Raw genomic sequence first — 25,910 nt, forward strand, 5'->3', positions numbered from 1 at the left:
GTTCAGGTCACTGGTTGGAGGCTGGCCGGGCTGGCGGGCGCGAGGCCTCCGGGCACGGCGGCAATGAGGCGGCGGGTGTAGTCGTGCTGCGGGTTGGCGAGCACCGCCCTGGCGGGCCCCTGCTCCACGATTTGCCCGCGATGCATGACGACGATCCGGTCGGCGATGTAGCCGGCGCTGATGACGTCATGGGTGATGTAGAGGACGGCCACGCCCTGCTCGTCACGCAGGCGCGCGATGAGCGCGAGGATGTCGCGGCGGATCGAGACGTCGAGCATTGAGACGGGCTCGTCGGCGACCAGCAGCTTCGGGGAGGCAGCGAGCGCACGGGCGAGCCCGACGCGCTGGCGCTGGCCGCCAGAGAGTTCGTGGGGTCGGCGGTCGAGGTAGCTGGCGGGGGGCGTGAGGCCGACTTCGGTGAGGAGTTCGGCGACGCGCTTTTCGATATCGCCAGCCTTGATACCGTTGGGCGCGGAGGCGACAGCGCGGCGGATGTGATGACCGATGGTGTGCAGCGGGTTGAGCGAGCCGTAGACGTCCTGGAAAACCATCTGGGCGGAGCGCGGCTGGCCCTTGCGGCGGCGCGACACCGGGATCGGCGTCTGGCCATCGACGAGGATCTGGCCGGAAGTCGGCTGCAGGAGGCCGGTGACCATGCGGCCGAGCGTCGACTTGCCGCTGCCCGAGGCGCCGACGATGGCCACGATTTCCCTGGGCGCAACGCGGAGCGAGACCTCGTTGACGGCGGTCAGGGCGGCGGCACGGGACCATGGATGAGCGCCGTAGGCCTTGGTGAGATGGTCGATCTCCAGCACCGGCTTGGCGGCCGGTGCGGGGGTGGGAGCTGGTTCGATGGTGGAAAGGTCGAGGCGGGGCGTCGCGCCCATCAGCATGCGCGAATAGGGGTGCCTGGGGTGGGCCAGAAAATCGGCGATGGAGGCGCTTTCGACGATCTTGCCGTCCTTCATCACGGCGATCCGATCGGCCACCTCGAAGAGGAGCGGCAGGTCGTGGGTGATGAGGAGGACGGCAAACCCCATGCGCCTCTGCAGGGCCTTGATGGTGACGAAGATCTCCTGCTGCACGATGACGTCGAGCGCCGTGGTGGGCTCGTCGAGAATGACGAGCGCCGGGCGCAGGGCAAGGGCCATGGCGATGACGACGCGCTGACGCTGGCCACCCGAAAGCTCGTGCGGGAAGGCGCGCAGGCGGGCCGGATCGATGTCGACCATTTCGAGCAGTTCGGCAGGCGTGCGCCGGGCGGTTTCGATGCCCTTGGCGCGATCGAGCACTTCCTGAAGCTGCCAGCCGATGCGCTTGACGGGATTGAGCGAGGTCAGCGAGTTCTGGAGAACGATGGAGGCCGTGTTCCAGCGCAGGTTGCGGACCTTGTCATCGTCCAGCGCGAGCATGTCGTTGCCGCTGATCCTGATGGCGCCGCCGGTGATGACGCCGGGCGCGCGCAGCAGGCGCAGGATGGACTGGGCGATGGTCGACTTGCCGCAGCCGGACTCGCCGGCCAGGCCGACGAATTCGCCCGGGGCAATGGAGAGCGAGACATCCTCGACGGCGGGGATGATGCCGTTTTCGCCGGCATAGCCGACCGAGAGACGCGAGATTTCGAGCGCGGGAAGATCAGTCATTGCGCTTCACCGGGGTCATCAGGGAGGCACTGGGCTTGCGGAAGCCGGCACGACGCAGCAGGCGATCGGCGCGCAGGCGCGGATTGCCGAGTTCGTCGACGGCGTTGTTTATGAGGGCCAGGGAGAAGGCGGTCAGGGCGATCGCCATGCCGGGCACGACAAAGGTCCACCAGGCGCCGCGAATGAGGGCGGAGGTATTCTGCGCCCAGAAGAGCATGGTGCCCCAGGTCACCTGCCCGCCATTGCCGAGGCCGAGGAATTCGAGCGAAGCCTGGGCGGTGATGGCGAAGATGACCTGGTTGACGAAATAGGCGGCGACGACCGAGCCCATATTGGGCAGGAGCTCGACCGCCACGATGCGCCAGCGGCTTTCGCCGACATCTTCGGCCGCGGCGATGAATTCGCGTTCGCGCAGGGTAAGCGCCTGGGAGCGGAAGAGGCGCGCGCCGAACGCCCAGCCGGTAAGCGTGAGCACGATGATGATGGTGAAGGAGCCCGGGGGCAGGAAGGCCGCCAGCACCACGACCAGCGGCAGGCCGGGGATGACGAGGAAGACGTTGGACACGAGGGTCAGCGTGTCATCGACCCAGCCGCGGAAATAGGCGCTGGTGAGAGCGACGACCAAGGCGATCAGCGTGGTGAGCACCGCGATGGCGAAGGCGACCCAGAGCGTGTTCTGGCCGCCATAGAGGAACTGGCTGAGGACATCCTGCCCCTGCCCTGTCGTGCCGAAGAGGTGGGCGAGCGATGGTGGCTCGTTGATGCCGCCGACGGCGCGGGTGGGGTTGTAGGGCGCAAGCCAGCGGGCGAGAGCGCAGACGATGATGAGGGCACCGAGGATGACGACGCCGATGGCGACCGGCACGGAACCGAGGAGCTGGCGGCGCGCGCGGGCGCCGAAGGTATCGACAAGGGCCATTACGCTTCCCCTCCGGTACGGACGCGCGGATCGAGCAGCACGTAGAGCGTGTCGACGAGGAAATTGGCGGCGAGCACGGACAGGGTGATGATGAGGAAGAGCGCCTGCATGAGCGGGTAATCCACCGCGCTCACGGCGCGCATCAGGGCGTAGCCCAGGCCGGGATAAGTGAAGACGATCTCGGTGAGCAACTGGCCCGAGAAGACGCCGCCGATGGCTGCGCCCAGCGCCGTGATGTTGGGCAGGAGCGCGGTGCGCACGGCGTGATCGAAGAGCACGCGGCGGGGCTTGAGGCCTTTGGCCTCGGCAAGGGTCAGGTAGTCCTCGCTCAGCACGCCGATCATGGAATTGCGCATGTTGAGCGTCCAGGGACCGAGCGAGACCAGGACGATGGTGAAGGCGGGCATGATGAGGTGGAACAGCACATCACCGATGCCGGAAAGGGTGAAGGGTGGCGGGTTGACGCTCGAATAGGCATTGCCCATCGGGAACCAGCCGAGCTTGAAGCAGAAGAGATAGAAGAGCAGGAGCGCGAGGAAGAAATAGGGGAAGGAGCCGAGGAACAGCAGGACCGGCGGCGCCACGCGATCGAAGAAGCCGCCACGACGCCAGGCCGCGAGCGCACCAAGAGTGGAGCCGATGACGAAGCTCAGCGCGACGGCAGTAAGACCCAGGAGGGCGGACCAGCCGAAGCCGGCACCGATGACCGAGAGCACGGGCGCGGGAAATTGCGAGAGCGAGCGGCCGAAATCGCCTTTGAAGATGTTGCCGAGATAGGTGAAGTATTGCTGGATCAGCGGCTCATCGGTGAGGCCGTAGGCCATCTTGAGCGCGCGCAGCGATTCCTCGTTCATCGAGGTCGAATAGGTGGCCACGATCGTGGAGGCCGGATCGCCCGGCGTCAGACGCGGAATGAAGAAATTCACGGTGATCGCGACGAAGGCCGCCAGCAGATAGAATGCCAGCCGCTTGAGCACATAATACATGGGTTCCCTCCCCAGGGAGGCTCCCGTCCGGCGACGGGAGCCCTTGAGCCGTGACTATTCGGGGCGGCGTTCGAGATGCGGCCAGACGAGCAGCGGACCATTGGTCATCTGCAGGCTGAGCGGCGCATACGGGTCCTTCTCGTTGGGGAAACCCGTGAACCGACGGGTGTTGTAGAGACCCCAATCGGGCTGCTCGTAGAGCGGGATGGCCGGCGCGGCGGCCGAGAACATGCCTTCAAGCTCGGCGATGATCGCCTTCTGCGCGGCAGGATCGGTGGAGGCCGCGAACTTGGCCAGCAGCTCATCGACCTTGGGGTCGCCATAGCGCTGCTGGTTGTTGGGCGAGGCCGTGCCGACCGGCTTGACCGAAGTCGTCGCCATGTTGTTGCGGTAGAACTCGAACGGGGTGGCGGTGCGCTGCGCGGTGCCGAGCGAGAGCTGGAACTGGCCGGTGAAGGTCGAGTTCGTCCAGCTATCGGCGGTGGTGGTGCGCAGGGTTACGTCGATGCCGACATCCTTGAGGTTTTCGGCCACGATCTGGGAGGCGGAAACCCAGTCGTTCCAGCCCGAGGGCACGATGATATCGTACTTGAGGGGCTTGCCGTCCTTGCCGACGCGGATACCGTCGGCACCCTTGGCGTAGCCGGAATCGTCGAGGAGCTTGTTGGCCGCATCCGGATCCATGGTGACCCAGCCCTGGCCATCGGCGATGACCTTGGCATCGAGCCAATCCTTGAACGGCGCTTCGGGCAGGCCGGTGGCGTTGGCGGGCACGGACTTGCCCCAGACGCCGGTATTGATCATGCGCTGGCGATCGAGCGCCATGCTGATGGCCTTGCGGACGTTGACGTCGCCGAGGTTGGGATCGGTGGTGTTGGCCTGGAGCTGCACGACTGAGGTGCGGGGCCACCAATAGCCGAAATGCTCGGGATCGAGCGGCACGAAGGTGGTGTCAGGGTCGGGCACGAGACCACCCCAATCGATATTGCCAGCGAGGACGGCGGCGCTCACCTGGTCGTTGCCGTTAAAGCCCTGGACGAAGACGCCCTGGATCTTGAGGGGTTGCCAGTAATTGGGGTTCTGCGTGACCTGGTAGCGATCGGTGCCGAAGGCATCGATGGTGGTGAAGGGGCCGGTGCCGACCGGATCCGGGTTCTCGAAGGTCACCGGGTCCTTGACGTCCTTCCAGACGTGCTGGGGGACGATGAACTGGTCGACCAGCGAGAAGAGGCCGGGCGTATAGGCGGTGTTGAAGGTGAACTTGACGGTGGTCGGGTCCACGGCCTCGACGGACTTGAGGTATTGGTCGAATGCGCCGGCAGCCGGGCCGATGAGGCCGGGATTGTCGTGCATGAGATTGAAGGTGAAGGCGACGTCGTCGGCCGAGAAGGGCTGGCCATCGGACCATTTGACGTCGTTGCGCAGCGTCACCGTGAGGGTGAGCGCGTCATCGGACCACTTGTACTCGGTGCCCAGCCACGGATCGAGCTTGCCCGTCGCGTAGTTCTGGATCATCAGCGGTTCGTAGATGGTGCGCAGGCTAACCCAGCGGGTGGTGGGCGAGAACGGGTTGAAGGTGCGCGTGAAGCTGCTGCCGCCCTCGGCCACGATGCGGACCAGTTGATCCACCGGCACCTCGGCCAGCGCCGGCTGGACGACCATCGGACCGACCGCGAGCGCGGCCCCCATCACCGTGGCGAACAAACCCGCCCTAAATCCTTGCAACGCGCCGGAACTCCCCTTCCGGCGTCTTGTGCTGTAACTCGCCTTATGCATGTTGTCCTCCGGGACTCGTTTGTCTTCATCAACTGGCAGGCGTGGTTCTTTCACGGGAGGCCGCGTGCGGCGCTGCCTCCCGTGAACACTCGGTCTCGTGCGTATTCGAGCGCGAGTTCGATGGCCCCGGCGCGCACGGCTTTGGCGCTCACTGCGGTCGGGACGATTTGCGGCAATGCGATGGGGAGGGCAGCGAGCAGCGCGCTCACGCGCTGCGCCAGGACGCGCCCTCCGGCCTGGCCGATCTCGCCAGCCAGCACCACCATGTCGGGATCGAGAATGCCGATGGCGCCGGCAAGGCCCACGGCGAAGCGATAGGCCAGCTCGTCGAGGAAGGCGCCGTGTCGATCGGCATCGGCGGCGGCAGCCTGGACGGCGGCGGCGTGATCGGCATTGGAGAGGCCGTGCGCGGTGAGCAGCGCATCTATGCCTTCGACCGAGAGCAGGTTTTCGAGAAGCGTGACGCGGACGGCTTCGCCGGGAGCAGCCAGGCGCTCGGGAACGACGGCACCGCCGAGTTCGCCGGCGCTGCCGGTGGTGCCGCGCACGAGGCGGCCGGCCTGCACCAGCGCGCCGCCGACGCCCTCGCCCACGAAGAAAAGGATGAAGGTCTGCACGCCCTTGGCCGCGCCGACCGCCATTTCCTCGAGGGCGACGAGGTTCACGTCGTTCTCGACGATGACGTGGTTGTGGCCGAGCGAGGACATGAGGGAGGCCGGGATATCGAAGCCTTCCCAGTTGCGCAGTTGCTGGCCCTTGCGGAGATGCCCGGTCTGGATGTCGACGATGCCGGGGAGGCCGACCACGACCTGGTCGAGATCTTTGACGGCGATGCCGGCGCGGGAGGCGGCTTCATCGATGACGCGGTGGAGTTCGGGGCCAGCGAGGTAGGACTCGGAGGGCGTCTTGGGGATCTGCGCCTCGGCGAGGAGCGCGCCGGTGATATCGGCGATGGCGACGTCGAGGCCGTGGGGCGTGACGCCGACGCCGGCAACGCAGGCCGAACGCGGTTCGAGCGACCAGAGGCCGGCCTTGGGGCCGTAGGTGCCGGCCTTTTCGCCATCGCGGCGGATGAGGCGCGCACTTTCGAGACGACGGAGGAGATCGGAGACGGCGGGCTTGGAAAGGCCGGTAAAGGCCTCGAGTTCCATCCGCGTCAGGGAGCCCTGATCGAGCAGCCGCTCGAGGACTGCCTTCTCATTGAGATTGCGAAGAAGCCGGGGGCTTCCAGCGAGGACTTCCATGGCGATAAGACCGTCTGGTAACTTTCCTTACAGTCATTAAGCGCCTTGGAGACGACGTCTGTCAAGTAGAGTCAGCGCGAGGAGGCCGGGGACGAAATTGCCTGGTTTTGCAGTGAGTTGGACTGTGCATTGGGGAGGCTCATGGCCTTGGCATAGCCCGCCGGATTTAGCCGGAGTACGAGAAGCGAGACGACGAGTACGCAGCCGATATGGAGAATCCAGCCGGCGATGAATCCGCCGGTCGCCTCGTGAAGCGTGGCGACGATCCACGGCGGAAGCGCAGCGAGAAGGAAGCCGCCGCCCTGCATGAGGGCGGAGAGCGCGCCGGCCTGGGCCGGGTTGGGCAGGTGATCGAGCGCGACCACCATGGTGAGCGCGAAACAGCCGCCGAGGCCTGCGCCGACGACCAGGGCCCAGATGACGGGCGCGGTATAGGGCAGGAAGGCGAGGCCGGCGAAGCCGATAAGCTGCATGGCGAGGGTGAGCCAGATCCAGCCACGACGATCGAGGTTGCGCGAGGCGAGGATGGGCATGAGGAGCGCGGAGGCGGCCTGGCCGAGAGCCACGATGGCGAGCAGGCTGCCGCTGGCAGCGGCCGACCAGCCGTGACCCTGATAGAAGGCAGCGAGCCAGGCGACGACGGTGGAATAGCCGCCATTGACGAGGCCGAAGCTCAGCATGAGCAGCCAGGTGCGCGGACGACGCAGGAATGCCATTGCGGGGGCCGAGGCGCCCTGCCCGTTCGCGCGTGGCAGGAAGCGGGCGGCCATGAGGACAGCGATGATTGCGGGAATGGCGAGCCAGGCAAGACCGAGGCGCCAATCGGCAGTGGCCTTGGCGACGAGCGGGGCGACCTGTGCGCCGACCGCGCCGCCGCCCATGAGCATCGAGGAATAAAGGCCGGTGACGAAGGTGACGCGATCCGGAAAGTGCAGCTTAATGATGCCGGGAAAGAGCGCCTGTACCACGGCGACGCCGAGGCCGCAGAGAACGGCCGTGAGGATCAGCACGCGGCCATCCCAGGCGAAATAGCGCAGCAGGGAACCGGATGCGAGGACGATGAGCGCGGCAATGACGGCACGGCGGGCGCCGAAGCGACGCTGGATGGCTGGGCCCAGGAAAGCCAGCGCGCCCATGAGCAGCATGGGCACGAGGGTAAGCAGGGCCATATCCTGGTAGGCGAGACCAGTTTGCGCGCTGATATCGGCGGCCAACGGGCCCACAGCGGTGAGGAAGGGACGCAGGTTGAGCCCCACGACGACCACTACCGCCAGCATGGGCAGGCGGTTGCGCAACGTTTCTTCGGTGGACATGTCAGCCCTTGGTGCCCTGGCGACGAGCCCATTCGGCATAAAGCGCGGGACGCGTGTCGAGGCGCACCGGATCGTGCGTGATCTTCATCGACTGCTCGGCGAAAGGCTTTGCGAGGTCGGCATAGACCGCGGCGGTCGATAGGCCGAAGGGTTCGCCATCCTCGTTGGAATAGGCGAAGGAGACGCTTTCGACGCCGGCCAGGCGCATGGCGGCAAGGCACATCGGGCACGGGTGGCCGCTGGCATAGACCGAACAGCCGGCAAGGCTGGGCGAGCCCAGGATTTGGCTGGCGGCGCGGATGGCCAGGAGTTCGGCATGGGCGGTCGGATCGTGGCTTTCGACGACATCGTTGACGCCGGTAGAGATAACCTCGCCATCACGGACGACGACCGCGCCAAAGGGGCGACCGCCGCGTTCGAGATTGGCGAAGGCCAGTTCGATGGCCTGGCGGAGATAGTGCTGCATGGCCGGCCCCTCAGTGCGCGCCGGCGGCGAGGAGAACGTTGGCGATCTCGGAGAAGCCGCGACGCTGGGCATTTTCCAGCGGGGTAACGCCATCGCCATCGGCGAGGTTCACATCGGCGCCGGCATCGAGGAGGAGCTTGACGATGGCCACGTGACGCGGACCACCGTCGCCGAGGATGATCGCCTCGAGCAGGGCGGTCCAATTGAGATTGTTGACGTGGTCGACATCGACGCCCGCCTCGATGAGGGTGCGCACGGTTTCGACATGGCCGCGCTCGGAAGCCGGGATCAACGCGGTGCCGCCATAGCGATTGATGCTGCGCAGGTCGGCGCCGTGAGTGAGCGTCATCTTGAGGATTTCGAGATGGCCGCGGGCGCCCGCATAGAGATAGGGACTGTCGTTGATGCGATCCTTGGCGTTGACGTCCGCACCGGCATCGATGAGCGCGCGGGCGGCTTCGACATTGTTGGCATGGGTCGCGACGAGCAGCGCGGTTTCGCCCGCTGCATTGCGTGCGTCGATCTCGACGCCGGTGGCGAGGAGCGCATTGATGGTCGCAACATCATTGCCGGCAGCAGCCGACAGCAGCTTTTCGTTCATGTCATCACCCAGAACTGGCGAGGCGAGCGTCAGGATCGCCGCGAGTATCGATAGAATTCGGATCATTACGCCTCTCCTCAAAGTGCGCGCGACCCCCGTGGCCGCAGCGACAATACTTCGACTTTGCGGGCTCGAAGGAGCCGCATAGAGAGATAGTGTGCGCTCAAGACATTTGAAAATTAAATGTTCTGATTGCTATCAGTAAGAACATGAATATCATTCGCGGAAAACTTCGGCGGCGAAGAAGCCGGCGAGGCTGTGGCGCAGGCGCATGAGGCTGACGCCGCTGGCGATGAGCGCAAAGGCCGAGCCGATCCACAAGGCCATGATGGCTCCCTGCGAGCCGAACAGGTTGAAGAGGCCCGCGACAAGGGCGGCGCCGGTGGCCTGGCCAAGATTGCCCACGATGCTGGAAACACCCCCTGCCCCGCCGCTGCGCTCGGCGGGCGAGGCCATGATGACGATGCGCATGGTCGGCGACTGGAAGAGACCGAAGCCGACGCCGCACAGCGCCATGCGCCAGACGATATCGAGCGCGGACGGCTGGGCCGGCAGCGTGGCGAGCAGCGCCATGGCGATGGCGAGAATGACAAGGCCGCAGCTGCCGATGAGCGAGCCGGGGAGCTTATCGGACCAGCGCCCGGCAAAGGGCGCGGTGAGCGCGACGAAGACCGGCCAGGGCGTGATGAGAAAGCCGGTTTCGACCTGGGAATAGCCGAGCACGGCCTGGAACATGAAGGGCAGCGAAATGAAGGCCAGCGCCTGGGTGTTGAGCGTGAGGTAGGACGAGATGGCCGAAAGCGCGATGACCGGGCGACGGAGAAGATCGACCGGCAGGATCGGCGCGGGGCTGCCCATCTGGCGGCGCAGCAGAGCCAGGATGGCAGCCACCGCGATGACGGCGCCGGCAATGGTGAGCGGCCAGGACGCGCCGCGGGTGACGGCATTGAGGGTGAAGATGGTCGTGGCGAGGCCAACGCCGCAGAGGAGCGCCGCCAGCCGGTCGAAGCGCCAGCCGCCGCGAATGGTGGGCGGCAGCGAGTGCAGGCCCATGACGATGCCAAGGATGCCCAGCGGCACGTTGATGAGGAACAGCCAGTGCCAACTGGCGAAACTGAGGATGATGGAGGCGGCGGTCGGGCCGGCGGCAAAGGACATGCCGACGACGAGGGCATTGAGCCCCATGCCGGCGCCCATCAGCTCGCGCGGATAAATGGAGCGCATCATGGCGACGCTGAGGCCGAGAATGCCGGCGGCACTCATGCCCTGCAGCACGCGGCCGGCGACGAGCCATTGAAAGGTCGGGGCCATGCCGCAGACGAGCGAAGCGATGGTGAAGAGGACAAGCGCGACCATCGAGACGCGGCGCAGGCCGATGACCTCGCCAAGCGCGGCGGCCGGGAGGAGCGTGGCGACCATGGCGATCTGGTAAGCGCTCACCACCCAGATCGACTGGGCATCGGTGGTCTGGAGATCGCGGGCGATGGTGGGCAAAGCCGTGTTGGCGATGGCGGAATCGAGATTGGCCATGGCCACGTTGATGAGAATGGCGGTGACCGCGATGGTGCGCTCGCGTCGCGGCAGCCCTACGCCTGGGGGCGAGAGCTCATTGCGGCGGAATGCGAACAACATCGAAGGTTCTCCAGGCTGGAACAGGCCGCACCTTTCCCGGCACGAGACCAGGGCTGGCCGCGCGGCTGTTCGACTTTCTCGAAAATGGCTGCCCGGTGCCGTCCCTCAACGATCACCGGTCACAAATGCGTAGCGCTGGACGACGCCATCGGCAAATGACATGTCTTGATGGAATTCATTCGTAGTCTGAATGCACGACCATGCTCGACCCTCGCCTGCTCCGCGCCTTCGTGGCCATTGCCGACAATGGCAGCTTCACCGTCGCGGCCGAAAAGTTGCACATGACGCAATCGACGATCAGCCAGCAATTGGGCCGGCTCGAGCAGGTGGTCGGGCGCGAGCTCATCGACCGCGCGGCGCGCCCGGTGCGGCCGACGGCGTCGGGCGAGCGGCTGCTCGGCTATTCGCGCCGCATCCTGACCCTGCAGCACGAGGCGGAGACGCTGCTGGCCGACCCGGCGGGCACGTCCTCGATCCGCATCGGGGTGCCCGAGGACATCGTGACGGTCGAGATGGCGCGGATCTTTGCCGGCTTCGCCAAGCGCCACCGCGAGATCCGGCTCGACGTGACGACGGGGCTCAGCCGCGACCTCTCCAAGCGCTATCGTGACGGGGAGTTCGATGTGGTGGTGATCAAGGAGCCGTCGCCGGGTGACGACCACCGGGCGACGTTCCCCGAGGCAATCGCCTGGTTCGAAAGCGCCACTTTCGCCGCGGAATGGCCGGACCCGCTACCGCTGGTGGCGTTTCCCCCGGGTGGGCTTTACCGTGACGCCATGTTCGAGCGCATCGAGCAGGATCGACGCCGCTGGTACATCGCATTTTCGGGCAGCAGCCTGCAAAGCGTACTGGTGGCCGTGGAGGCCGGCATGGGGCTTTCGCTGCTGCCGGTGGGCACGACGACGGGCCGGCGCGTGCGCCGCTATGCCGGTTTCGGCCCGGAACCCTCCATGGTGGTTTCGATCTATTCCTGGGAACCGGCGGGCGCGGTGGGCGAGCTGGTGGAAAGCATGGGCTCGGCGCTCGCAGAACGCTTCATCGCGGCCTCGGCACAATGAGGCGGCGGCTAACGCGGATGTAAGGGAATTGGAGCGGGTGAAGGGAATCGAACCCTCGTATTCAGCTTGGGAAGCTGCTGCTCTACCATTGAGCTACACCCGCGACGCGCTTCTTTTGCTGGAAAAGGGCGATGGCGTCAAGATCGTGGGAGGGGGTATGGGCGGAATGGGAGTTGGGCGCGGAAAGTCGCTGCCAGCGGGCTAGTTCCCAAGCCGGATTGTCAGGTCCGCTGCCTGGCGACGTTCAGGTCTCGGGATCATCTGGAAAGCACCGGCAAATGCATCAGGACGATCATCGTCTCGGCCCCATAGGCCGATCCGCCCTTCAGCTCATGCGCCCCAATCTTTGCTGGCCTCAGGGCCAAACTCTGAGGCTCGATGTATCAGACGATGGTGTCACCAGCCGGCATCAGAACCGGCCTCTGCGCAAGCGGCCCAATTCTGTGTCGACCAGCTCGGTGCTCAATTGGAAAAAGTCAAACCTCTCATAGAGCGGAGTAAGAAGCTGATGCATAAACTCGGTGAGGTTGTCGCGTACCTGATCCAAAGTTACCTGACCTGTAAGCACGATTTCTGGTGTGTGGCTGGTGCGATCATCAAAGACCGCCCGATCCCTGTTCACGCTGGTCAGCACTCGATCGTTTAGACCGGTAAACCGACACTCGACGGAAATTGCCTCCACCTCTTCGAATGTTTCGGCAAGCCTGGCCGCAAAAAGCAGGCCTTCCGCAATTCGCCAGACAGGCAGGGTGATGTCGATTGCGGAGCCAGGCGCGAGCCGCTCGGCATGGCTATCTTCGCTGTAACCGCGAATAGTGTAGAGTTTCCCACCCTTCGAAACCCTCCAGAAATCTGCGTGGGCGGAATCTTCATAGTTCCGCTGCCGGTCGGAGGGGCGGCCGACCCATGCTTCAACAAAGTCCTCATGGGGATAAGGGGCCCATTCATTTGTGTTCATCATGAGGAATGCCGGCCAGCCGGTTAGCCTCAGCCGGTGCGCGGTCTGGAGACGGTTCTGCAGCTCACCTAGATTTGGTGCCGACTCTGCTCCGACCAGCGAAAAGGCCATTTCATAGTACCCTTGCGGAAAACGTGCGGCAGCGTCTTCGGGCAGATTGGCGCATAGTTCTTCCCAACGGGCCCGGGCCTGCTCGAGGAAATCGTGCAGTTCTGCCCGCGCATCAGGGGGCAGGGCAGCCGGTTCGACGCGGCCGGACACAATGGAGCGAATAGCCTCAAGCATATCCTCGCGGCCGGCGAGCACGCAGCGCCGCAGAAGCTCACGCCACTCGTCGCCTGTCTGTGGTTCTTCGCTGCGAGGTCCAGGCTTCCGGATATAGCAGCGGTTCTGGGCAATCACCCCCGGGCAGTCGCGCTTGCTCATGACTGGCTCCGTCATGTTGCCCGGAACGACGATAACCGGGTGGACAATGCCGTTGGCCGGGTGAGGCACATTATAAACTTCGGCATGGAATGCCGGTGCGGCAAACCGCTGAATGGCGGCATTCACAACGTCCTGCGACACCTCCGGAACGGCAGCCGGCCTGGCGACCGATGTCAACTGGTGTCCTTGATCGTCGAAACCTACAATAATGTAACCGCCGCCATGGTTAGCCATGGCAATGCTGGCTTTGGCCAGGATTGCCTTGTGGTCATTGGTCGTTAAATCCAGCCAGGTCTTGTATTCCGCAGCAAGATCCTCGCGCGGTTCAACAAGAAAGGGCTGCAGTTCTTCGGTTGTCGGCATGTCCTCTATCCTGGCGATCTGCGATTCGATCCGTGCTGTCGTGTAATTTCTTGTAGTCGAGATTCGCTCACCGCCAAATCCCGGCTCTCATTGAAAGAATTAATGCGTCAACCTCGCTCCTCTACGAACAGAATTTCTGGTCGAGTTATTCGTGGTCAACCAGCAACCAACGTCTTTATGAGACTAGGAAACATTCCGCTGGTGCCGCAGACCCTCAGCCCGATTTTTGGAAGTTGACACTCGCCCATCCCAGGCAAGGGCACCCGGAAACATAATTAAGTCCGATTGCTTCGCTGTCATTCTGGAAAAGAGAGGGAGCGTCGGAATGGATAGTGAGCGGGTTGAAATCACCGCCGACCTTATAGCCGCGCTGCTCCGCGAGCAGCATCCCGACCTTGCCGATCTACCGCTCTCTCTCGGCGCGCTTGGCTGGGGTAACCAGCTCTGGCGGCTGGGAGATGTTCTTGCCGCGATTGCGCCTGACAACCATAATCACCTAGACTCGGTACCGTAGAAATACAGGGATGAGCATGCACAAAGCGGTCGAAGAGCAAGTCGAAACCCGATATCTGGTGCTTTGTTCGCCGCAAGCTGCCTACGACTGGCTATCAACACTCACGCGACCATCACCGCATGGGATGAGCCACTCCGATATCCTTCACCTCATTCTCCATGGATCGAGTGAGTGGTCGGCTGGCCGCGAAGCAACGCTTATGGAGCGCAACGATCCGCTTATCGATCATGGGCTAGCGAGATTTGGTTTATCTAAGCGGATCGCTGATGAACTGTACACGCGGCTGCCACATCATGATCGACTAACGATGCGTGCCTACCATGCCAGTGGAGGCGGCCCAATTGCTCCATTGGATACTGGCGGTAGCAATGCTATCCAAGAAATGGCCTTCCTAGTGGGCAATCCCTATACGGCCGATGATGTGATGAAGCTATTCTTCACACGTACCGGACCATTCAGGAGGCTCGATGACGAGGAGTTCGGCGTCGCGTTAAAAATCGCCGCGACTAACGCGTGGCTTCACGATGACGTCTTTCAACGGGAGCGACCGATACGACAGGATAGCTTCTATTCCATGGTGCGCGAGGCTTGGACAGTTCCCATGAGGGTTCCCATCAATCAGGAATGGGCAGCAATCCTTGTCGCGATGTTTGACAAGCTTACGCCGATTGAAGCCGACCTTGACGGCATTATATCTCGCTGGCAAATCGACGACCCAGCGAAAGAACATTCAGCGCAGTATTCTTGGCAATTGCGTAAGATTGTTGGCAGATACATATCAGGAGGTGTTGACGCCAGCGATTTGGCAACTCGCCTCGGTGCATACTCGGGCTTCAGCTCGGATACGCACAATGATTGGGAACGCTTTGCTGCACGTGATGGCGTTCTCGGAGCCATTAGCCTGATGGAAAACCGGTCGCTTTGGGCATGGCCCACCCATCGCTCGAAACTGAGAGAGCTGGTCATAAAAGTCGCGCGGGATCATAACGACTATCATATTTGGCCGATGTTTCAGGAGAAAGAGAAGGCATTGCAGACGAGCAATCCTGAATGGTTCGTAACCAGCTAAACGAATAGCGATCACACAGGCCAGAACGCTGCTCGAGCACGTGTGCAAGTGAATCATCATCGAAGGCAGGGAGGCGTATGAGGAGAAGGATGACCTGCTAGTGCTCTAACTGAATCTGGCACCAGACGGTCACACGGAGCCCGCGGCCGAACGGACGGCAATAAGAGGCAGAAGCTCTCAAATCACGAAGCTACCAATTTTCCGGCATTCGTGGCGATATTTTCCAAGATGGTACGTAGTTCGAGCCCCTCGCCCCACCGACCAGGTATGGTTTCAGCACCGTACATTGCACCGGCTAGCTGCCCAGCCAAACAAGCCGTAGCACCTGAGTTTCCATCATGATTGGCGGCAGCAATGACGGCTGCCTCTAGCGATTTCGATGAGGCTACCGAGTGCAAGGCGATGGCAAGTGCTTCAGCGCCCGTCCATCCCCAGCCCATCCACGTAGCTCGTGGCTTTGGATCAGAATCCGGCCATGGAGAATAGATCAGAGCATTGGTCGTTTCCTGGTGATCCTCAACAGTTTGCAGGAAATCCAGCGTGTTCTCGATAGCGGGATCGAGAGCCATTCCCTCCAAGATGAACGCCAGGATCATCGCAAACGCTCCAGCAGGAACGTAGGCAGAGGGGTGACCGTGTGTCAGTCGGGCTAAGGCAACTGCAACAGCAAAGGCCCTCATCGGATCACCTGTGAGGACGATACTCACCGGAGCAGTTCTTACCAACGGACTAGGACCGCTAAACGTATTGGCCACAGGGCCCCCCAAAGGCCGGGCTTCCCTCAATGATTGCAAGGAAGAGAAGCTTGGATTTCGTTGCTGGTGAAGCTCGGACGTCGATATCAACAACTTGGGCTGATCAGCAGGAACAAGGATGTCATCAAGGTCTTCCTGCGTTGCCAACCATCGCAGGTAAGCCAGATGAACCCGACGAATGATATCCTCATCCGAGGCCGCAGGGTTTTTATCGAAAGCATCGATGATGCCCTCAGCAGTGAACAGCATCATCTGTGTGGATGACGTAATCGCACCACGACGTCCATAGGCAAGAGCGAAGTCGTGGATGCCGGTAGGTCCGTATTGCCGGTGGATTTGCTCAAGCGTCAGGAAATCGACCGGGGACCCAAGTTCGTCACCGCATGCTCCACCGAGGAAACAACCGAGAACCGCAGACTCTCGGTCGATGGGACCATTAAGTTCAAACATAAAGGGGCTCCGTTTTGAACGGAGCCCCTTTCTTCGATACCTCAACGTAGAGGCAACAAACTAACCGGTCATACGCTGATCGATGATAACGGTCGGATTGCTGTTGCCGCTGTTCATGATCTTCATGTCGCGCAGAATGGAGATCGCCGCATCCTCATTGTGACGCCCGGTCCTGCCCCAGACCGTAAAGATCTCAATCAACCACCAGATGCCAAGGCCACCACCTGTTAGCCAGAAGACGATGGCCTGGCCCGGCCTTCCTTCCATAAAAAAATGGACAGGAAAGACGATCGAGAAAATGGCCAATATCCCGTACAGCGCAACGTTGCGGCGCTTTCTGGAATATTCCTCCTCGAATACAGACTGTTGCTCACCGGGCATTTTTCCCAACGCGTTTCTCACGCTGGAAGGCAACTGCTTCGCGACGCTGGGTTTAATCTCCAGGCTCATGTCATCCCCCAATATCAGTCCTGCCGCTAATACCGTCTAATTGCACTACTTTCAACGCAAATTAGTGCCGTTGGATATGTGATTGCCGCACTCCCCATCTCATCAGATGGGCATGACGCCACGTGAAAAGTCGCTGCAAGCAGCTCAAGGCTTCGCTGAACGCCTCAAAGCAGCCAGAAAACAGGCCGGGCTTACGCAAGACGAGCTGGCTGCAATAGCGGACTCGTCACCCGTTACGCTGAGCAAGCTTGAGACCGGCGTTAACAGCCCAACATTCGAGATATTTGTAGCATTGGCGCACGCGTTGAATGCTCGCCCCGACTATCTCGCTGGGTGGTCCAGCCAATCAATCGAGGGAGAGGCCGAACGGCGGATACTGCTAAACCGCCTTCTCCTGGTTAGCGAAGGGCTGCCAGCAGAGTGGCTTGAAGAACTTGTTCGCCTGGCAGAGCTAGCTGCCGAAAAGAAGCAGTAAGCTGCTACCAGACAGTTACCCATGGGTAACCGGCCCTTATCAATCAAGGACTAAGTCGAAAAAAGAAATAGTGGATTATGCCCCTTGTGACATCAAAACATGTCACCAGCTATGTGACGCTGTTGCATGGGGGAACAACGGCTTTGCGAACCGCGTCTGCTAGCGGATCGATACCCCACCATATTCGACGGGTCAGATCATGAAGGCAACCTCACGGCGCATCACACGCTCCGAAGCGGAATACCTTAACTCAATCACGCCTTTGACTCAGCGTGAACCGGACTATCCCTTTCCGTTTGAACTGGAAGAATTTGGGGACGACAATCCTCAGTGGGACAAGGTGCTCGACTATCTGACCCAGTCAAGCTGCCTCTCGTATCTCACAGCGGCAGGCTACCTTGAGCAGCTGACCACTGCCGCACAGTTTGTCCCTCAGATGGGGCCATTCAAAACGTCGATGGGGACGCTGTCGTTTGGCCTCTTCACGGCTGATCCTTCTGTGCCCGTAATGGCGCTCGCACCTAACGACGCACCCAACGAAGTCGATTTCTTCATGTTCAAGAAGGCTGCTTAGCAATTTCATATCCGAGATGGCGAGCGATCTCGCCATCTCGCCGCCAGGGCAGCACGGAAACTGCCCCAGGTTGAGAACAGACTATTGGATTTCTTAGGAAAACCAGGGCTCTTCGTCGGTAAGAAATAAGCTTGTTAAGCTTATGCTCTACCAGTTTTTGGTGTGATGGCGGCGATCACAGCTGATTGGCTCTGATAACACCTCAGTGGATGACACTAACACTCAACCTGCACAGAAGGCTGGACTCGCGAACCGAACAATCCTGCACGCATTTCGGCACCCGCTCTTTTGCTGTTGCAACATGGTTTCCGTGAGTTACAACCGCCAATGAGATACAATTTCTCTATAAGTTGAGTTGATCGTGCTATTTGTTGCCACTCCTAGTTGGATGGCACCGGATGGCTGAAGAAATTCTTTTTGACGGAAACAGCGCTTTGGATATCGCACGAGGATACCCACAACATGCTGTAGACCGTGCGGACCGCTTCGGAGAGGACGAACTACTCAATAGCAGCACCGACCATCTGATAGGCATCATTCAAGCGGAATATGCTCTCGATATACCGACACTGCTAACGGATGATGTCTGGGTCGACGAAAAGGAAATTGAGTCGGCTCCTCGCCATAGCGGCTACCGCGACTATGGTTTCGCGCATGAGCAAAAGATCAGAGAGCACTATGTCGTCTTTCATTTGCCGTTCAAGGGTAACAGAGACATCTTTCGGGTCGAACCTTCTCGACGTATGCTATCAGGACTTAGAGCGGATATCGGGGCCCATGAACTGGTGATTTACTTCCCGACGAGTGGACGCGATCAGAAACAAATCCGGGCCGATATTGACGGCGCCATTGCCGAAATTCGTCAGCACCTCGATCAGATTAAGAACGATCTTCGGAACATACCTGCTGAAATAGACAGCGCCGTTAGGTATTGGGTCGAGCAACGCAAAGCCACACTTTTGCAACAGAAAGGAACGGTTGCCGCCCTTGGTTTCCCGATGAAGAAGCGTGCCGATGCGCCAATGACCTACCGTGCACCCGAACTAAGGAGAAGAATTACTCCAGCAATAGCCAACACAACCACAACCGCTCCATTCACGCCCGAGCCAACAATGGACGAAGTCGACTACTCACACATTCTGACCATCATCGAGAACATGACAACAGTGATGGAACGAAGTCCCAAGGCCTTTCGGGGAATGGGCGAAGAGGATATCCGCTCCCACTTCTTGGTTCAGCTGAATGGCCAGTATGAGGGTAACGCGACCGGTGAAACCTTCAACGCTGAAGGTAAAACCGACATACTCGTGCGCTCCGAAAACGCCAATCTCTTCATTGCCGAATGCAAGATATGGCGTGGTGAAAAGGTTATGACGGAGACTATCGACCAACTACTTTCTTATGTTACTTGGCGCGACACAAAAACTGCGATCATCGTCTTTAATCGAAACAACAATTTCAGTGCGGTTATAGACAGCGCGAAAAGTGCTTTAGCTACGCACTCCCGGTATCAGCGCGGACCATTTACGGAACGAGAAACGCGATTCCGATTTGTTCTCTCGAACCCGAACGACGCTGCAAAGGAGGTTGTCATCACTCTCATGCTTTTTGACATTCCTTCTTAGCAAATTTTTTAGAGAGCCTTAGGTCACTGCATGACGCTGGTTAGCGGGATGTGGCCCCGATTCCCAGAATGCATCGAGTACCTGCCGTCGCACTCGATCATGCCTCGCCAATCAGATGCTCTGAAATTTCTAACTTTTTTAATATAACGCATAGTCACTTAGTCATTTCTTGGGGGATTTAATGGCTAGCCGTTTTTCACCAGTGTTCTTCGCGTATCCGGGTCAACCACAGGATCTAGGATCGACCATCGAAGCTGCAGCTCGCTATGTTAACAATGGTCAGTCTAGTGATCTAGTACTCGTTTGGCCCGAGATGGGTGTATTTGGCCAAATCATACCAGACACAGTCCGTGACAACATTAAGCATGCAAAAACTTTGGTGTTCGACATCACCAAGCCAAACCCCAATGTCTACTACGAAGCTGGCTTTGCGCTCGGTCTCGGCAAAACAATAGCCCCTGTTATTAACGCGTCATTCGCCGACTCGGTTGCACAAGTGCAGAAGGACGGACTTTTTGACAGTGTCGGGTATCGCACCTACGAGAATAGCGAATCTCTTGCAACTATTCTTAGGAACCTGCCTGAAAGCAGTCTTCTCACGCTTTACAGTCGAGAAGTCGACACCAGCCAACCACTTTTTGTGCTTGATACGCTGCACAAGACCGACTTCAGAAATGCGATCGTATCAGCGGTAAAAGCATCAAAAGTCCATTTCCGGAGCTTTGACCCTGTTGAGGTCGCGAGGTTCTCAGCGGTTTCCATGATTGCGCAAGTCAGTTCTTCCTCCGGGGTAGTTCTGCCATTATTGCCCTCACACATAGCGGACCATGATAGACACAATCTACGTGCCGCGTTTATCGCCGGAATTTGCCACGGTCTCGAGCGTAGTGTGCTCCTTCTGCAGCAACGGCACTTCAGCGACGTAAACCCTGCCGACATTAGGGAATTTGTTACTCCGGTTACCGACGACAAGGCCATTGGATTGGTCGTCGAGGATTTCAGCAAAGCCGCCTTGGTGGCAAGTCAATCCATCACGAGGATCGGAGCAAAACGCAAGCGGACCGCGCTTCAGCAAATCACTCTAGGGGCGTCCGCTGCAGAAAATGAATTTCGCACATTAGCAAACTATTTCGTTGAGACGGCCGAATTCGGCAAAACTTTACGAGGGGAAGTTAATGTTGTTGCTGGACGAAAGGGTTCAGGTAAGACAGCCATTTTCTTTCAGGCGCGTGACAATTTTCGTGAGGATCGATCCGTATTTGTCACAGACCTGAAGCCAGAGTCTCACCAACTCAGTCTGTTTAGGGAGGAACTTCGAAAGATCGTCGATGTGGGGTCATTCGATCATACGTTGGCAGCCTTCTGGTATTTTCTGCTCCTAACGGAAGTCGTTCTCACAATGAAGCGGGAGTTTGATTTTCGCTCTCGTCACGACCAAGGGGCACTAGAAGCTGTTAACGACATCGACCATTGGGTCGAGGCGTATCAGATTGGTGATAGCGGCGACTTCACGACACGGATCAACCGACTAGGTCGTTTTATAATTCAGGAGATAGAGGCGGCAAAAAGAAAGCGGCAAACGATATCTCCGGAGTTTCTGACGAACGTAATCTTCCGAGGTGGCGTTACCGAACTAAAGAAGGTCATACTCAAGCACTCGTCAACTAAGTCATCCTTTGTCCTTCTGTTCGATAACATCGACAAAGGTTGGCCGACCAACGGCGTCGACGAGTTCGACGTGCGCCTCGTTAGGTTGCTTATCGAGACGCTGGACAAGATAAAGAGGGACCTTGCCAGCAGCCAACGCGAATTCCACTCCGTGGTCTTCCTTCGCAACGACATTTACGAGTTACTGGTCAACGCCACACCCGACCGAGGAAAGGCTGGTCAAGTTCGCATCGACTGGACTGACAGGGCAAAACTGAAACAGGTTATTTTTAAGCGCTTGCAATCAAATACGAAATCTACGTCAAAAAATTTCGAGCAATTGTGGAGAGAGTTTTTTCCACAACTAGTTGATGGCCAAGATTCCTTTGACTTCTTGGTTGATCACTGCCTAATGCGCCCCCGTTTCCTTATAAACATCATCGAAAATGCGATTTCAAACGGCATCAATCGGGGCCACCAAGCTGTTGATCAGCAAGATTGCATCGATGCTGTTAGGCAACACTCTCTATATTTGATCGATGATTTTGGCTTCGAGATTCAAGACGTTTCAGGAATTGCATCCGATATATTATACTCTTTAGTCGGCTCAGAGAAAGCTCATACCAAAGCTGATTTTATCAAGAAGTTTGAGGACTTTGGCTTGGGTCAGGATGACGCTCAGCGAGCCTTTACCCTAATGATGTGGTATGGGGTCATTGGCCTGAAAGGCAAGGACGGTCGCGACCGGTACATCTACGATTTCGAGTACAATGCAAAGCGGCTTGAAGCTGAGGCTAAGCTTATGGGGGCGGACGGGATCTATGTCACCAATCCGGCCCTTCATGTCGCTCTGTCAAGCTGACCTTCAAAAGTAGGTGAAGTGTTGCTGCTGGATTGCATCGGTAAGCTCCTCTCTTGAGGAACCCGATCCCCAGGATTGCCCCCCCTTGCTCATATTACCTCACCAGCTTGCGAGTTCAGCCTATTGATAAGGTCTCGGGCTCGTGAGCTAACGGAAGTCTGCTCCAGGTGAGCATACCGCATCGTCGTCCTGATGTCGGAATGTCCGAGGATTGCACGAACCTCATAAACACTCATGCCAAGCTGAACCAACCGGGATGCATGAGTGTGCCTCAGCGTATGCATTGAGCAATCGGTCAGCCCAGCCCGGTCAAAAGCCTTCCGCAGCGCGATCACGCGGTAACCTCGAGGACCACCATTCTTGTTGGTGAAGACGTGCTCTGAAGTCTTATTGGCCCAACGTCGCGACAAGACCTCAAACACCCTGTCGGTCATGAACAGCACGCTCTCGTTCTGAACCTTTGAGCGCCACAGCTTGATCATCCGATTAGGCAGATCAATCCTCTCCCAGCTGATATCGGCGATTTCGCTGTACCTGGCCCCGGTATCAAGAAGCAGAACAACGAGATCGTAGTTGTCTTGCATCTCCTGCTGCTTACGTGGCTCCCGCAGTTCAACCGGAGCCAGACCGTTTCCAACCCTCGTCGGATCAAGGGCAGCGAGCAGGCGAGCTTCTTCAGCTGACGTCAAATAGCGGGTTCGTCCACTTGAAACCTTGACAGTCGGAGCGTGGATTTCGGGGATTTCGAAACCCGCTTTTCGCGCCGCATTCATGGCCCCAATGATGAAGTTGAGCTCGTGTTTGATCGTTTGGGCAGCTATTCCGGCTTTCGCACGTGTAGTCCGATAGTGTTCGAGATCGTCACTGGTGAGCATTGAAGCGAGCATCGATCCTTTAAGAATACGAAGGATCGTCTTTCGCCTGCTGACGAGATTTCTGTGATTGGCAGTACCGGTCTTACTGTCCAAGAACCGCTGCAACGTTGCCTCAAGCGTCATCGGCTTCTTTTTGCCCAGGACGACCTCTGCATAGACGTCCGCCCTTAACTGAGCCTCGATCCGCTCTGCGATCTTCCGATCGGTCGTCCGAGTAGATTTGATGAAGTGGCGACCGTTGAGCTGAAATTGGACGTACCAGAATTTAGAGTTTCCGCGTTTTACGAGAGGCATGGAAGGCTCCTTTCCTGAGAGCGCCTTCCCCCCGACATCCATCCGCAGACAACAACAAGTTCACGGCGTCATGGGAGCCACCACCGCTTAGTTCAACCCCTTGGTGGACCCTTCTTTTTTCATGCCGGAGCTCTTGTCAAAAAGAACGATCTTTCCATCTACCCGCTTACGAAGCAGCATTGTGGGGGCAGGCATGCAGAGTTCCAATCGTCATCGTTTTCGTATTTCCCCGCCCTGGGCCGGAGAAGAATTTCTTGATGTAGAAATTCCACTCAGCCGCATCGCTCCGGCGCCGAGGAGAAACGAGAAGCCAACAAGCTTCTTGCTCATTGGCTTTGACACCGAATATCAGTCGATTGATGCCGTTGATCGCGACGACATTCACGCTGGTGAAGCCAAGAATGAGGTAATCTCGTACCAATACTGGGTCAGCGCTGTTCATCGTGATCTGCGCAAGGCCACCACGGAGGCCAGTGGTATTATCCTTCCTAACGAGGGCGAGCGTCTCCCGTTTGCGGACTTCATCGCTTCAGTAATTGGAGCGTATGCTCAAAAATTTCCAGATGAAGTGCTTCCTTTCAACGTCTACTTGATTGGGCACTTCACCCGAGCTGACTTGCCGGCGTTTGAGGACTTTGCCTTAACGGCGAAACAATTGTCGGCTATCAGGAACACCTTTGTTTCTGTGGACAGCAAGGTATCCCTTGGCATCTCTGGGGATGAAGGAGGAAGAGGCTCTTTCCTCGTGCAATTGCGCGACACGATTTTGTTGGCTCCTGGGAACGCAAAATCGCTGGCCGATATCGGAGAAATTGTTGGCCTGCCCAAGATTGCCTTGGCAAACGACCCCGACGAGGATGTGCGCATCAAAGAGAACATGAAGCAATTCTATATCGAGAATTGGGACTTGTTCCGCCACTACGCCATTCGCGACGCTGAAGTTTGTGTGCGATACGCTGAAAAGGTCATGCGTCAGTTCGATACTCTCTTCGAGACCTTTAAGCTCCCAATTACGTTGACCCAGTTCGGCACCAAAAAGGTACTGCAAGATTGGGCTGAGCGCGGTTGGAACTCCCTGACGATTCTTGGTCGCGAAAAGATTGAAACCAAACAGTTCGTAAAGAAACTCGGGTATTTCCGCAAAGAGACTAAGAAGCCCTATCAGAGCAAGGTGCACCACAATGTATCGCTAGCTGCCGACACCTATCACGGCGGACGAAACGAGCAGTTCGCCTTCGGCATTTGTGATGAAGGCGAATGGAGGGATCATGACCTCAGCTCGGCCTACACTACTGCCATGTCGCTTATTGGGACGCCGAATTGGGAGACACTCCGGTCATTCGACAGCGTCGACGACCTCAACATCACCGATCTCGCGTACGCAGTAGTGGACTTCGAGTTCCCCGATGCAGTTCGGTTTCCAACACTTCCTGTTCGCACGGCCAACGGCATTCTTTTCCCTCGCAAAGGACGATCGGAATGCTCCGCACCAGAGATCATGTTGGCAAAATCGCTCGGTGCCAAGATGGCGATCTATGAGGGAGTACGTGTCGACTCCGATAAATCCGTTCCGATTTTCAAGAACTTCATCGTTGAATGTATCGGCGAACGATCAAAGCACCCCAAAGGTAGCTTCGAAAATCTCTTTTGGAAGGAAGTCGGAAATAGCACTTACGGGAAGACAGCCCAGGGCTTGAGGGAGAAGCGGATTTACGATCACCGCGAGGACCAAATGGTCCTCTTGCCCGAAAGTGAGATCACACAGCCATATTTCGCATCCTTTATTACCTCGTATGTTCGTGCCGTGCTTGGAGAAATCCTCAATGCCTTCCCGCCGGACGTCCAGGTGTTTAGCGTCACGACTGACGGCTTCCTCTCCAACGCAAGCGACGAACAGGTACTTGCAGCCACATCAGGTGAACTTTTCACCTCGTTCAGTGATGCCCGCAAGGCGCTCGACGTTGATAGCGTGCCTTTGGAAGTGAAGCATCAAATTCGCCAACCGATCGGTTGGCGAACGCGTGGCTCTGCCACGCTGAAATGCGGCTCTTCTAATGACAACAACATTGTTCTGCAAAAGGGAGGCATTAAAACCAATCGTTTCTTCAACACGATTCAAGAAAATACGTTCGTTGCAGAGCTATTCCTCAATCGTTATCCAGAGCAGACGATACAATACACGTCAGGTATCGGCCTAAAGGATATGGTTCGTTACGAGGCTGATTTCGTCAGCCGTTCCGTGACAAAGCGCCTGTCTATGGAATACGACTGGAAACGTCGTCCCCTGAATTCAACAGATCGCTCTGTTGAATTCAATGGCACCACGTATACGCACCTGTCGTTTGATACAGAGCCGCTAACCGATGACGTGGAGTTCCGAAATCTTCGTGACGCCTGGGATAAGTACAACGACAGGACCAGGAAAACTCTCAAGAGCGTTGCCGACTACGAAGAATTTCAGCGCTTTCTGGAGACACAAAAACTCTCCAAGAATAGCAAGCGTTATCTCCGCAAGAAGGATGGGGCCATAAGCCGTTTGCGGCGAGATTTGACCCGAGCATTCAAAGGTCAACAAGCAGGCTTCGACAAGGCATCTGCAAGGTTAGGGAAAATCTCTCACCAAGATTTCATTGAGGCATTAGCCTCATGCGGAGTTTCATGCAAAATATCAGATTTGGATAACGCCAAGCGGCAGGTCTTCAAGCCACACCAGTCAGTACGAGAGCCACAAACTATGAAGGCAATATCGCTTTTGAAGGAGCTTTATTACCCTGAACTAGATATTGACTGTTTCTTTGAAACGAGTAATATCTCATAAGAGACAGCAAATCCGTAAATGTTACTTCCCATACACCCATATACAACTTTTACGGATTTATATTATTTCTTATTCTACTTGCTTTGCGATCTGACATTTTGTTTGGTCTGCTTCCTG

At 58.5% G+C, this 25,910-nt stretch carries 21 protein-coding genes and 1 tRNA gene; 8 read left to right on the top strand and 14 right to left on the bottom strand.

Annotation, left to right across the window (positions count from 1 at the left end):
- Positions 1–2 precede the first annotated feature (2 nt).
- From JNE37_RS03430 to JNE37_RS03470, 9 genes are all read right to left on the bottom strand, one after another.
- A complete protein-coding gene (locus tag JNE37_RS03430) occupies positions 3–1,643 on the bottom strand; it encodes a dipeptide ABC transporter ATP-binding protein (protein WP_203065309.1) in 1,641 nt (546 codons plus the stop codon).
- Positions 1,636–2,562 carry an ABC transporter permease gene (locus tag JNE37_RS03435; protein WP_081899540.1) on the bottom strand — a complete coding sequence of 309 codons (927 nt, stop codon included), beginning with the start codon at positions 2,560–2,562 and terminating at the stop codon, positions 1,636–1,638. Before JNE37_RS03435 ends, JNE37_RS03430 begins: the two co-directional genes overlap by 8 nt.
- Positions 2,562–3,548 carry an ABC transporter permease gene (locus tag JNE37_RS03440; protein WP_203065310.1) on the bottom strand — a complete coding sequence of 329 codons (987 nt, stop codon included), beginning with the start codon at positions 3,546–3,548 and terminating at the stop codon, positions 2,562–2,564. The genes JNE37_RS03435 and JNE37_RS03440 overlap by 1 nt, the downstream gene beginning before the upstream one ends.
- Before the next feature lie 54 nt (positions 3,549–3,602).
- Positions 3,603–5,252, bottom strand: a complete 1,650-nt coding sequence (locus JNE37_RS03445) for an ABC transporter substrate-binding protein (RefSeq protein ID WP_203065311.1) — start codon at positions 5,250–5,252, stop codon at positions 3,603–3,605.
- Positions 5,253–5,374: 122 nt separating this feature from the next.
- On the bottom strand, positions 5,375–6,568 hold the full coding sequence (locus JNE37_RS03450; protein WP_203065312.1) for an ROK family transcriptional regulator: 1,194 nt from the start codon (positions 6,566–6,568) through the stop codon (positions 5,375–5,377).
- A 71-nt stretch (positions 6,569–6,639) separates the two neighbouring features.
- Positions 6,640–7,881, bottom strand: coding sequence for a cyanate transporter (locus JNE37_RS03455; protein ID WP_203065313.1), 1,242 nt, complete (start codon positions 7,879–7,881; stop codon positions 6,640–6,642).
- Between the two features lies 1 nt (position 7,882).
- Positions 7,883–8,347 (bottom strand): nucleoside deaminase, encoded by a 465-nt coding sequence (locus JNE37_RS03460; protein WP_203065314.1) that lies wholly within the window; start codon positions 8,345–8,347, stop codon positions 7,883–7,885.
- A 10-nt stretch (positions 8,348–8,357) separates the two neighbouring features.
- The gene (locus JNE37_RS03465; RefSeq protein WP_035031585.1) at positions 8,358–8,948 is read right to left on the bottom strand and encodes an ankyrin repeat domain-containing protein; all 591 of its coding nucleotides are present in this window, start codon (positions 8,946–8,948) and stop codon (positions 8,358–8,360) included.
- A gap of 216 nt (positions 8,949–9,164) precedes the next feature.
- Complete coding sequence (locus JNE37_RS03470; RefSeq protein ID WP_246513487.1) at positions 9,165–10,580, bottom strand: MFS transporter; 1,416 nt, start codon at positions 10,578–10,580, stop codon at positions 9,165–9,167.
- Positions 10,581–10,780: 200 nt separating this feature from the next.
- On the opposite strand from JNE37_RS03470, the gene JNE37_RS03475 reads away from it, so the two are divergent.
- Positions 10,781–11,638, top strand: a complete 858-nt coding sequence (locus JNE37_RS03475) for a LysR family transcriptional regulator (protein ID WP_203065315.1) — start codon at positions 10,781–10,783, stop codon at positions 11,636–11,638.
- 29 nt (positions 11,639–11,667) lie between these two features.
- Here the strand turns inward: JNE37_RS03475 and JNE37_RS03480 are convergent.
- Positions 11,668–11,741, bottom strand: a tRNA-Gly gene (locus JNE37_RS03480).
- 306 nt (positions 11,742–12,047) lie between these two features.
- Positions 12,048–13,385, bottom strand: a complete 1,338-nt coding sequence (locus JNE37_RS03485) for an AlbA family DNA-binding domain-containing protein (RefSeq protein WP_203065316.1) — start codon at positions 13,383–13,385, stop codon at positions 12,048–12,050.
- Positions 13,386–13,710: 325 nt separating this feature from the next.
- Here JNE37_RS03485 and JNE37_RS03490 point away from each other — a divergent pair, with 325 nt between their 5' ends.
- Together JNE37_RS03490 and JNE37_RS03495 are read left to right on the top strand one after the other, a co-directional pair.
- Positions 13,711–13,899: a hypothetical protein gene (locus tag JNE37_RS03490; protein WP_203065317.1), complete on the top strand. Its 189-nt coding sequence runs from the start codon at positions 13,711–13,713 to the stop codon at positions 13,897–13,899.
- Between the two features lie 16 nt (positions 13,900–13,915).
- Positions 13,916–14,968: a hypothetical protein gene (locus tag JNE37_RS03495; RefSeq protein ID WP_203065318.1), complete on the top strand. Its 1,053-nt coding sequence runs from the start codon at positions 13,916–13,918 to the stop codon at positions 14,966–14,968.
- 182 nt (positions 14,969–15,150) lie between these two features.
- Here JNE37_RS03495 and JNE37_RS03500 read toward each other — a convergent pair whose 3' ends face one another.
- Both JNE37_RS03500 and JNE37_RS03505 read right to left on the bottom strand, forming a co-directional pair.
- A complete protein-coding gene (locus JNE37_RS03500; RefSeq protein WP_203065319.1) occupies positions 15,151–16,173 on the bottom strand; it encodes an ADP-ribosylglycohydrolase family protein in 1,023 nt (340 codons plus the stop codon).
- A 60-nt stretch (positions 16,174–16,233) separates the two neighbouring features.
- On the bottom strand, positions 16,234–16,623 hold the full coding sequence (locus JNE37_RS03505; RefSeq protein WP_203065320.1) for a TM2 domain-containing protein: 390 nt from the start codon (positions 16,621–16,623) through the stop codon (positions 16,234–16,236).
- Between the two features lie 112 nt (positions 16,624–16,735).
- On the opposite strand from JNE37_RS03505, the gene JNE37_RS03510 reads away from it, so the two are divergent.
- The 4 genes from JNE37_RS03510 to JNE37_RS03525 all read left to right on the top strand — a co-directional run bounded on the left by JNE37_RS03510 (position 16,736) and on the right by JNE37_RS03525 (position 21,806).
- Entirely contained in the window at positions 16,736–17,098 is a 363-nt protein-coding gene (locus JNE37_RS03510) for a helix-turn-helix domain-containing protein (RefSeq protein ID WP_203065321.1), read from the top strand.
- A 199-nt stretch (positions 17,099–17,297) separates the two neighbouring features.
- The gene (locus JNE37_RS03515) at positions 17,298–17,672 is read left to right on the top strand and encodes a hypothetical protein (RefSeq protein ID WP_203065322.1); all 375 of its coding nucleotides are present in this window, start codon (positions 17,298–17,300) and stop codon (positions 17,670–17,672) included.
- 398 nt (positions 17,673–18,070) lie between these two features.
- Positions 18,071–19,297 (top strand): hypothetical protein, encoded by a 1,227-nt coding sequence (locus tag JNE37_RS03520; protein ID WP_203065323.1) that lies wholly within the window; start codon positions 18,071–18,073, stop codon positions 19,295–19,297.
- Between the two features lie 181 nt (positions 19,298–19,478).
- Positions 19,479–21,806, top strand: a complete 2,328-nt coding sequence (locus JNE37_RS03525; RefSeq protein WP_203065324.1) for a P-loop ATPase, Sll1717 family — start codon at positions 19,479–19,481, stop codon at positions 21,804–21,806.
- Between the two features lie 89 nt (positions 21,807–21,895).
- Here JNE37_RS03525 and JNE37_RS03530 read toward each other — a convergent pair whose 3' ends face one another.
- Positions 21,896–22,975, bottom strand: a complete 1,080-nt coding sequence (locus tag JNE37_RS03530; protein WP_203065325.1) for a tyrosine-type recombinase/integrase — start codon at positions 22,973–22,975, stop codon at positions 21,896–21,898.
- 193 nt (positions 22,976–23,168) lie between these two features.
- Between JNE37_RS03530 and JNE37_RS03535 the strand changes: the two genes are divergently transcribed.
- Positions 23,169–25,793 carry a hypothetical protein gene (locus JNE37_RS03535; protein ID WP_203065326.1) on the top strand — a complete coding sequence of 875 codons (2,625 nt, stop codon included), beginning with the start codon at positions 23,169–23,171 and terminating at the stop codon, positions 25,791–25,793.
- Positions 25,794–25,910: the final 117 nt, after the last annotated feature.

It is taken from the genome of Paradevosia shaoguanensis (assembly GCF_016801025.1).
Lineage (GTDB): Bacteria > Pseudomonadota > Alphaproteobacteria > Rhizobiales > Devosiaceae > Paradevosia > Paradevosia shaoguanensis.

Coding starts and splice junctions, on each gene's coding strand:
- JNE37_RS03460 (WP_203065314.1), bottom strand. CDS start 8,347: ATGCAGCACTATCTCCGCCAGGCCATCGAACTGGCCTTCGCCAATCTC.
- JNE37_RS03525 (WP_203065324.1), top strand. CDS start 19,479: ATGGCTAGCCGTTTTTCACCAGTGTTCTTCGCGTATCCGGGTCAACCA.
- JNE37_RS03520 (WP_203065323.1), top strand. CDS start 18,071: ATGGCTGAAGAAATTCTTTTTGACGGAAACAGCGCTTTGGATATCGCA.
- JNE37_RS03465 (WP_035031585.1), bottom strand. CDS start 8,948: ATGAACGAAAAGCTGCTGTCGGCTGCTGCCGGCAATGATGTTGCGACC.
- JNE37_RS03515 (WP_203065322.1), top strand. CDS start 17,298: ATGAAGGCAACCTCACGGCGCATCACACGCTCCGAAGCGGAATACCTT.
- JNE37_RS03495 (WP_203065318.1), top strand. CDS start 13,916: ATGCACAAAGCGGTCGAAGAGCAAGTCGAAACCCGATATCTGGTGCTT.
- JNE37_RS03435 (WP_081899540.1), bottom strand. CDS start 2,562: ATGGCCCTTGTCGATACCTTCGGCGCCCGCGCGCGCCGCCAGCTCCTC.
- JNE37_RS03440 (WP_203065310.1), bottom strand. CDS start 3,548: ATGTATTATGTGCTCAAGCGGCTGGCATTCTATCTGCTGGCGGCCTTC.
- JNE37_RS03505 (WP_203065320.1), bottom strand. CDS start 16,623: ATGAGCCTGGAGATTAAACCCAGCGTCGCGAAGCAGTTGCCTTCCAGC.
- JNE37_RS03455 (WP_203065313.1), bottom strand. CDS start 7,881: ATGTCCACCGAAGAAACGTTGCGCAACCGCCTGCCCATGCTGGCGGTA.
- JNE37_RS03470 (WP_246513487.1), bottom strand. CDS start 10,580: ATGTTGTTCGCATTCCGCCGCAATGAGCTCTCGCCCCCAGGCGTAGGG.
- JNE37_RS03490 (WP_203065317.1), top strand. CDS start 13,711: ATGGATAGTGAGCGGGTTGAAATCACCGCCGACCTTATAGCCGCGCTG.
- JNE37_RS03450 (WP_203065312.1), bottom strand. CDS start 6,568: ATGGAAGTCCTCGCTGGAAGCCCCCGGCTTCTTCGCAATCTCAATGAG.
- JNE37_RS03485 (WP_203065316.1), bottom strand. CDS start 13,385: ATGCCGACAACCGAAGAACTGCAGCCCTTTCTTGTTGAACCGCGCGAG.
- JNE37_RS03535 (WP_203065326.1), top strand. CDS start 23,169: ATGCAGAGTTCCAATCGTCATCGTTTTCGTATTTCCCCGCCCTGGGCC.
- JNE37_RS03475 (WP_203065315.1), top strand. CDS start 10,781: ATGCTCGACCCTCGCCTGCTCCGCGCCTTCGTGGCCATTGCCGACAAT.
- JNE37_RS03530 (WP_203065325.1), bottom strand. CDS start 22,975: ATGCCTCTCGTAAAACGCGGAAACTCTAAATTCTGGTACGTCCAATTT.
- JNE37_RS03500 (WP_203065319.1), bottom strand. CDS start 16,173: ATGTTTGAACTTAATGGTCCCATCGACCGAGAGTCTGCGGTTCTCGGT.
- JNE37_RS03430 (WP_203065309.1), bottom strand. CDS start 1,643: ATGACTGATCTTCCCGCGCTCGAAATCTCGCGTCTCTCGGTCGGCTAT.
- JNE37_RS03510 (WP_203065321.1), top strand. CDS start 16,736: ATGACGCCACGTGAAAAGTCGCTGCAAGCAGCTCAAGGCTTCGCTGAA.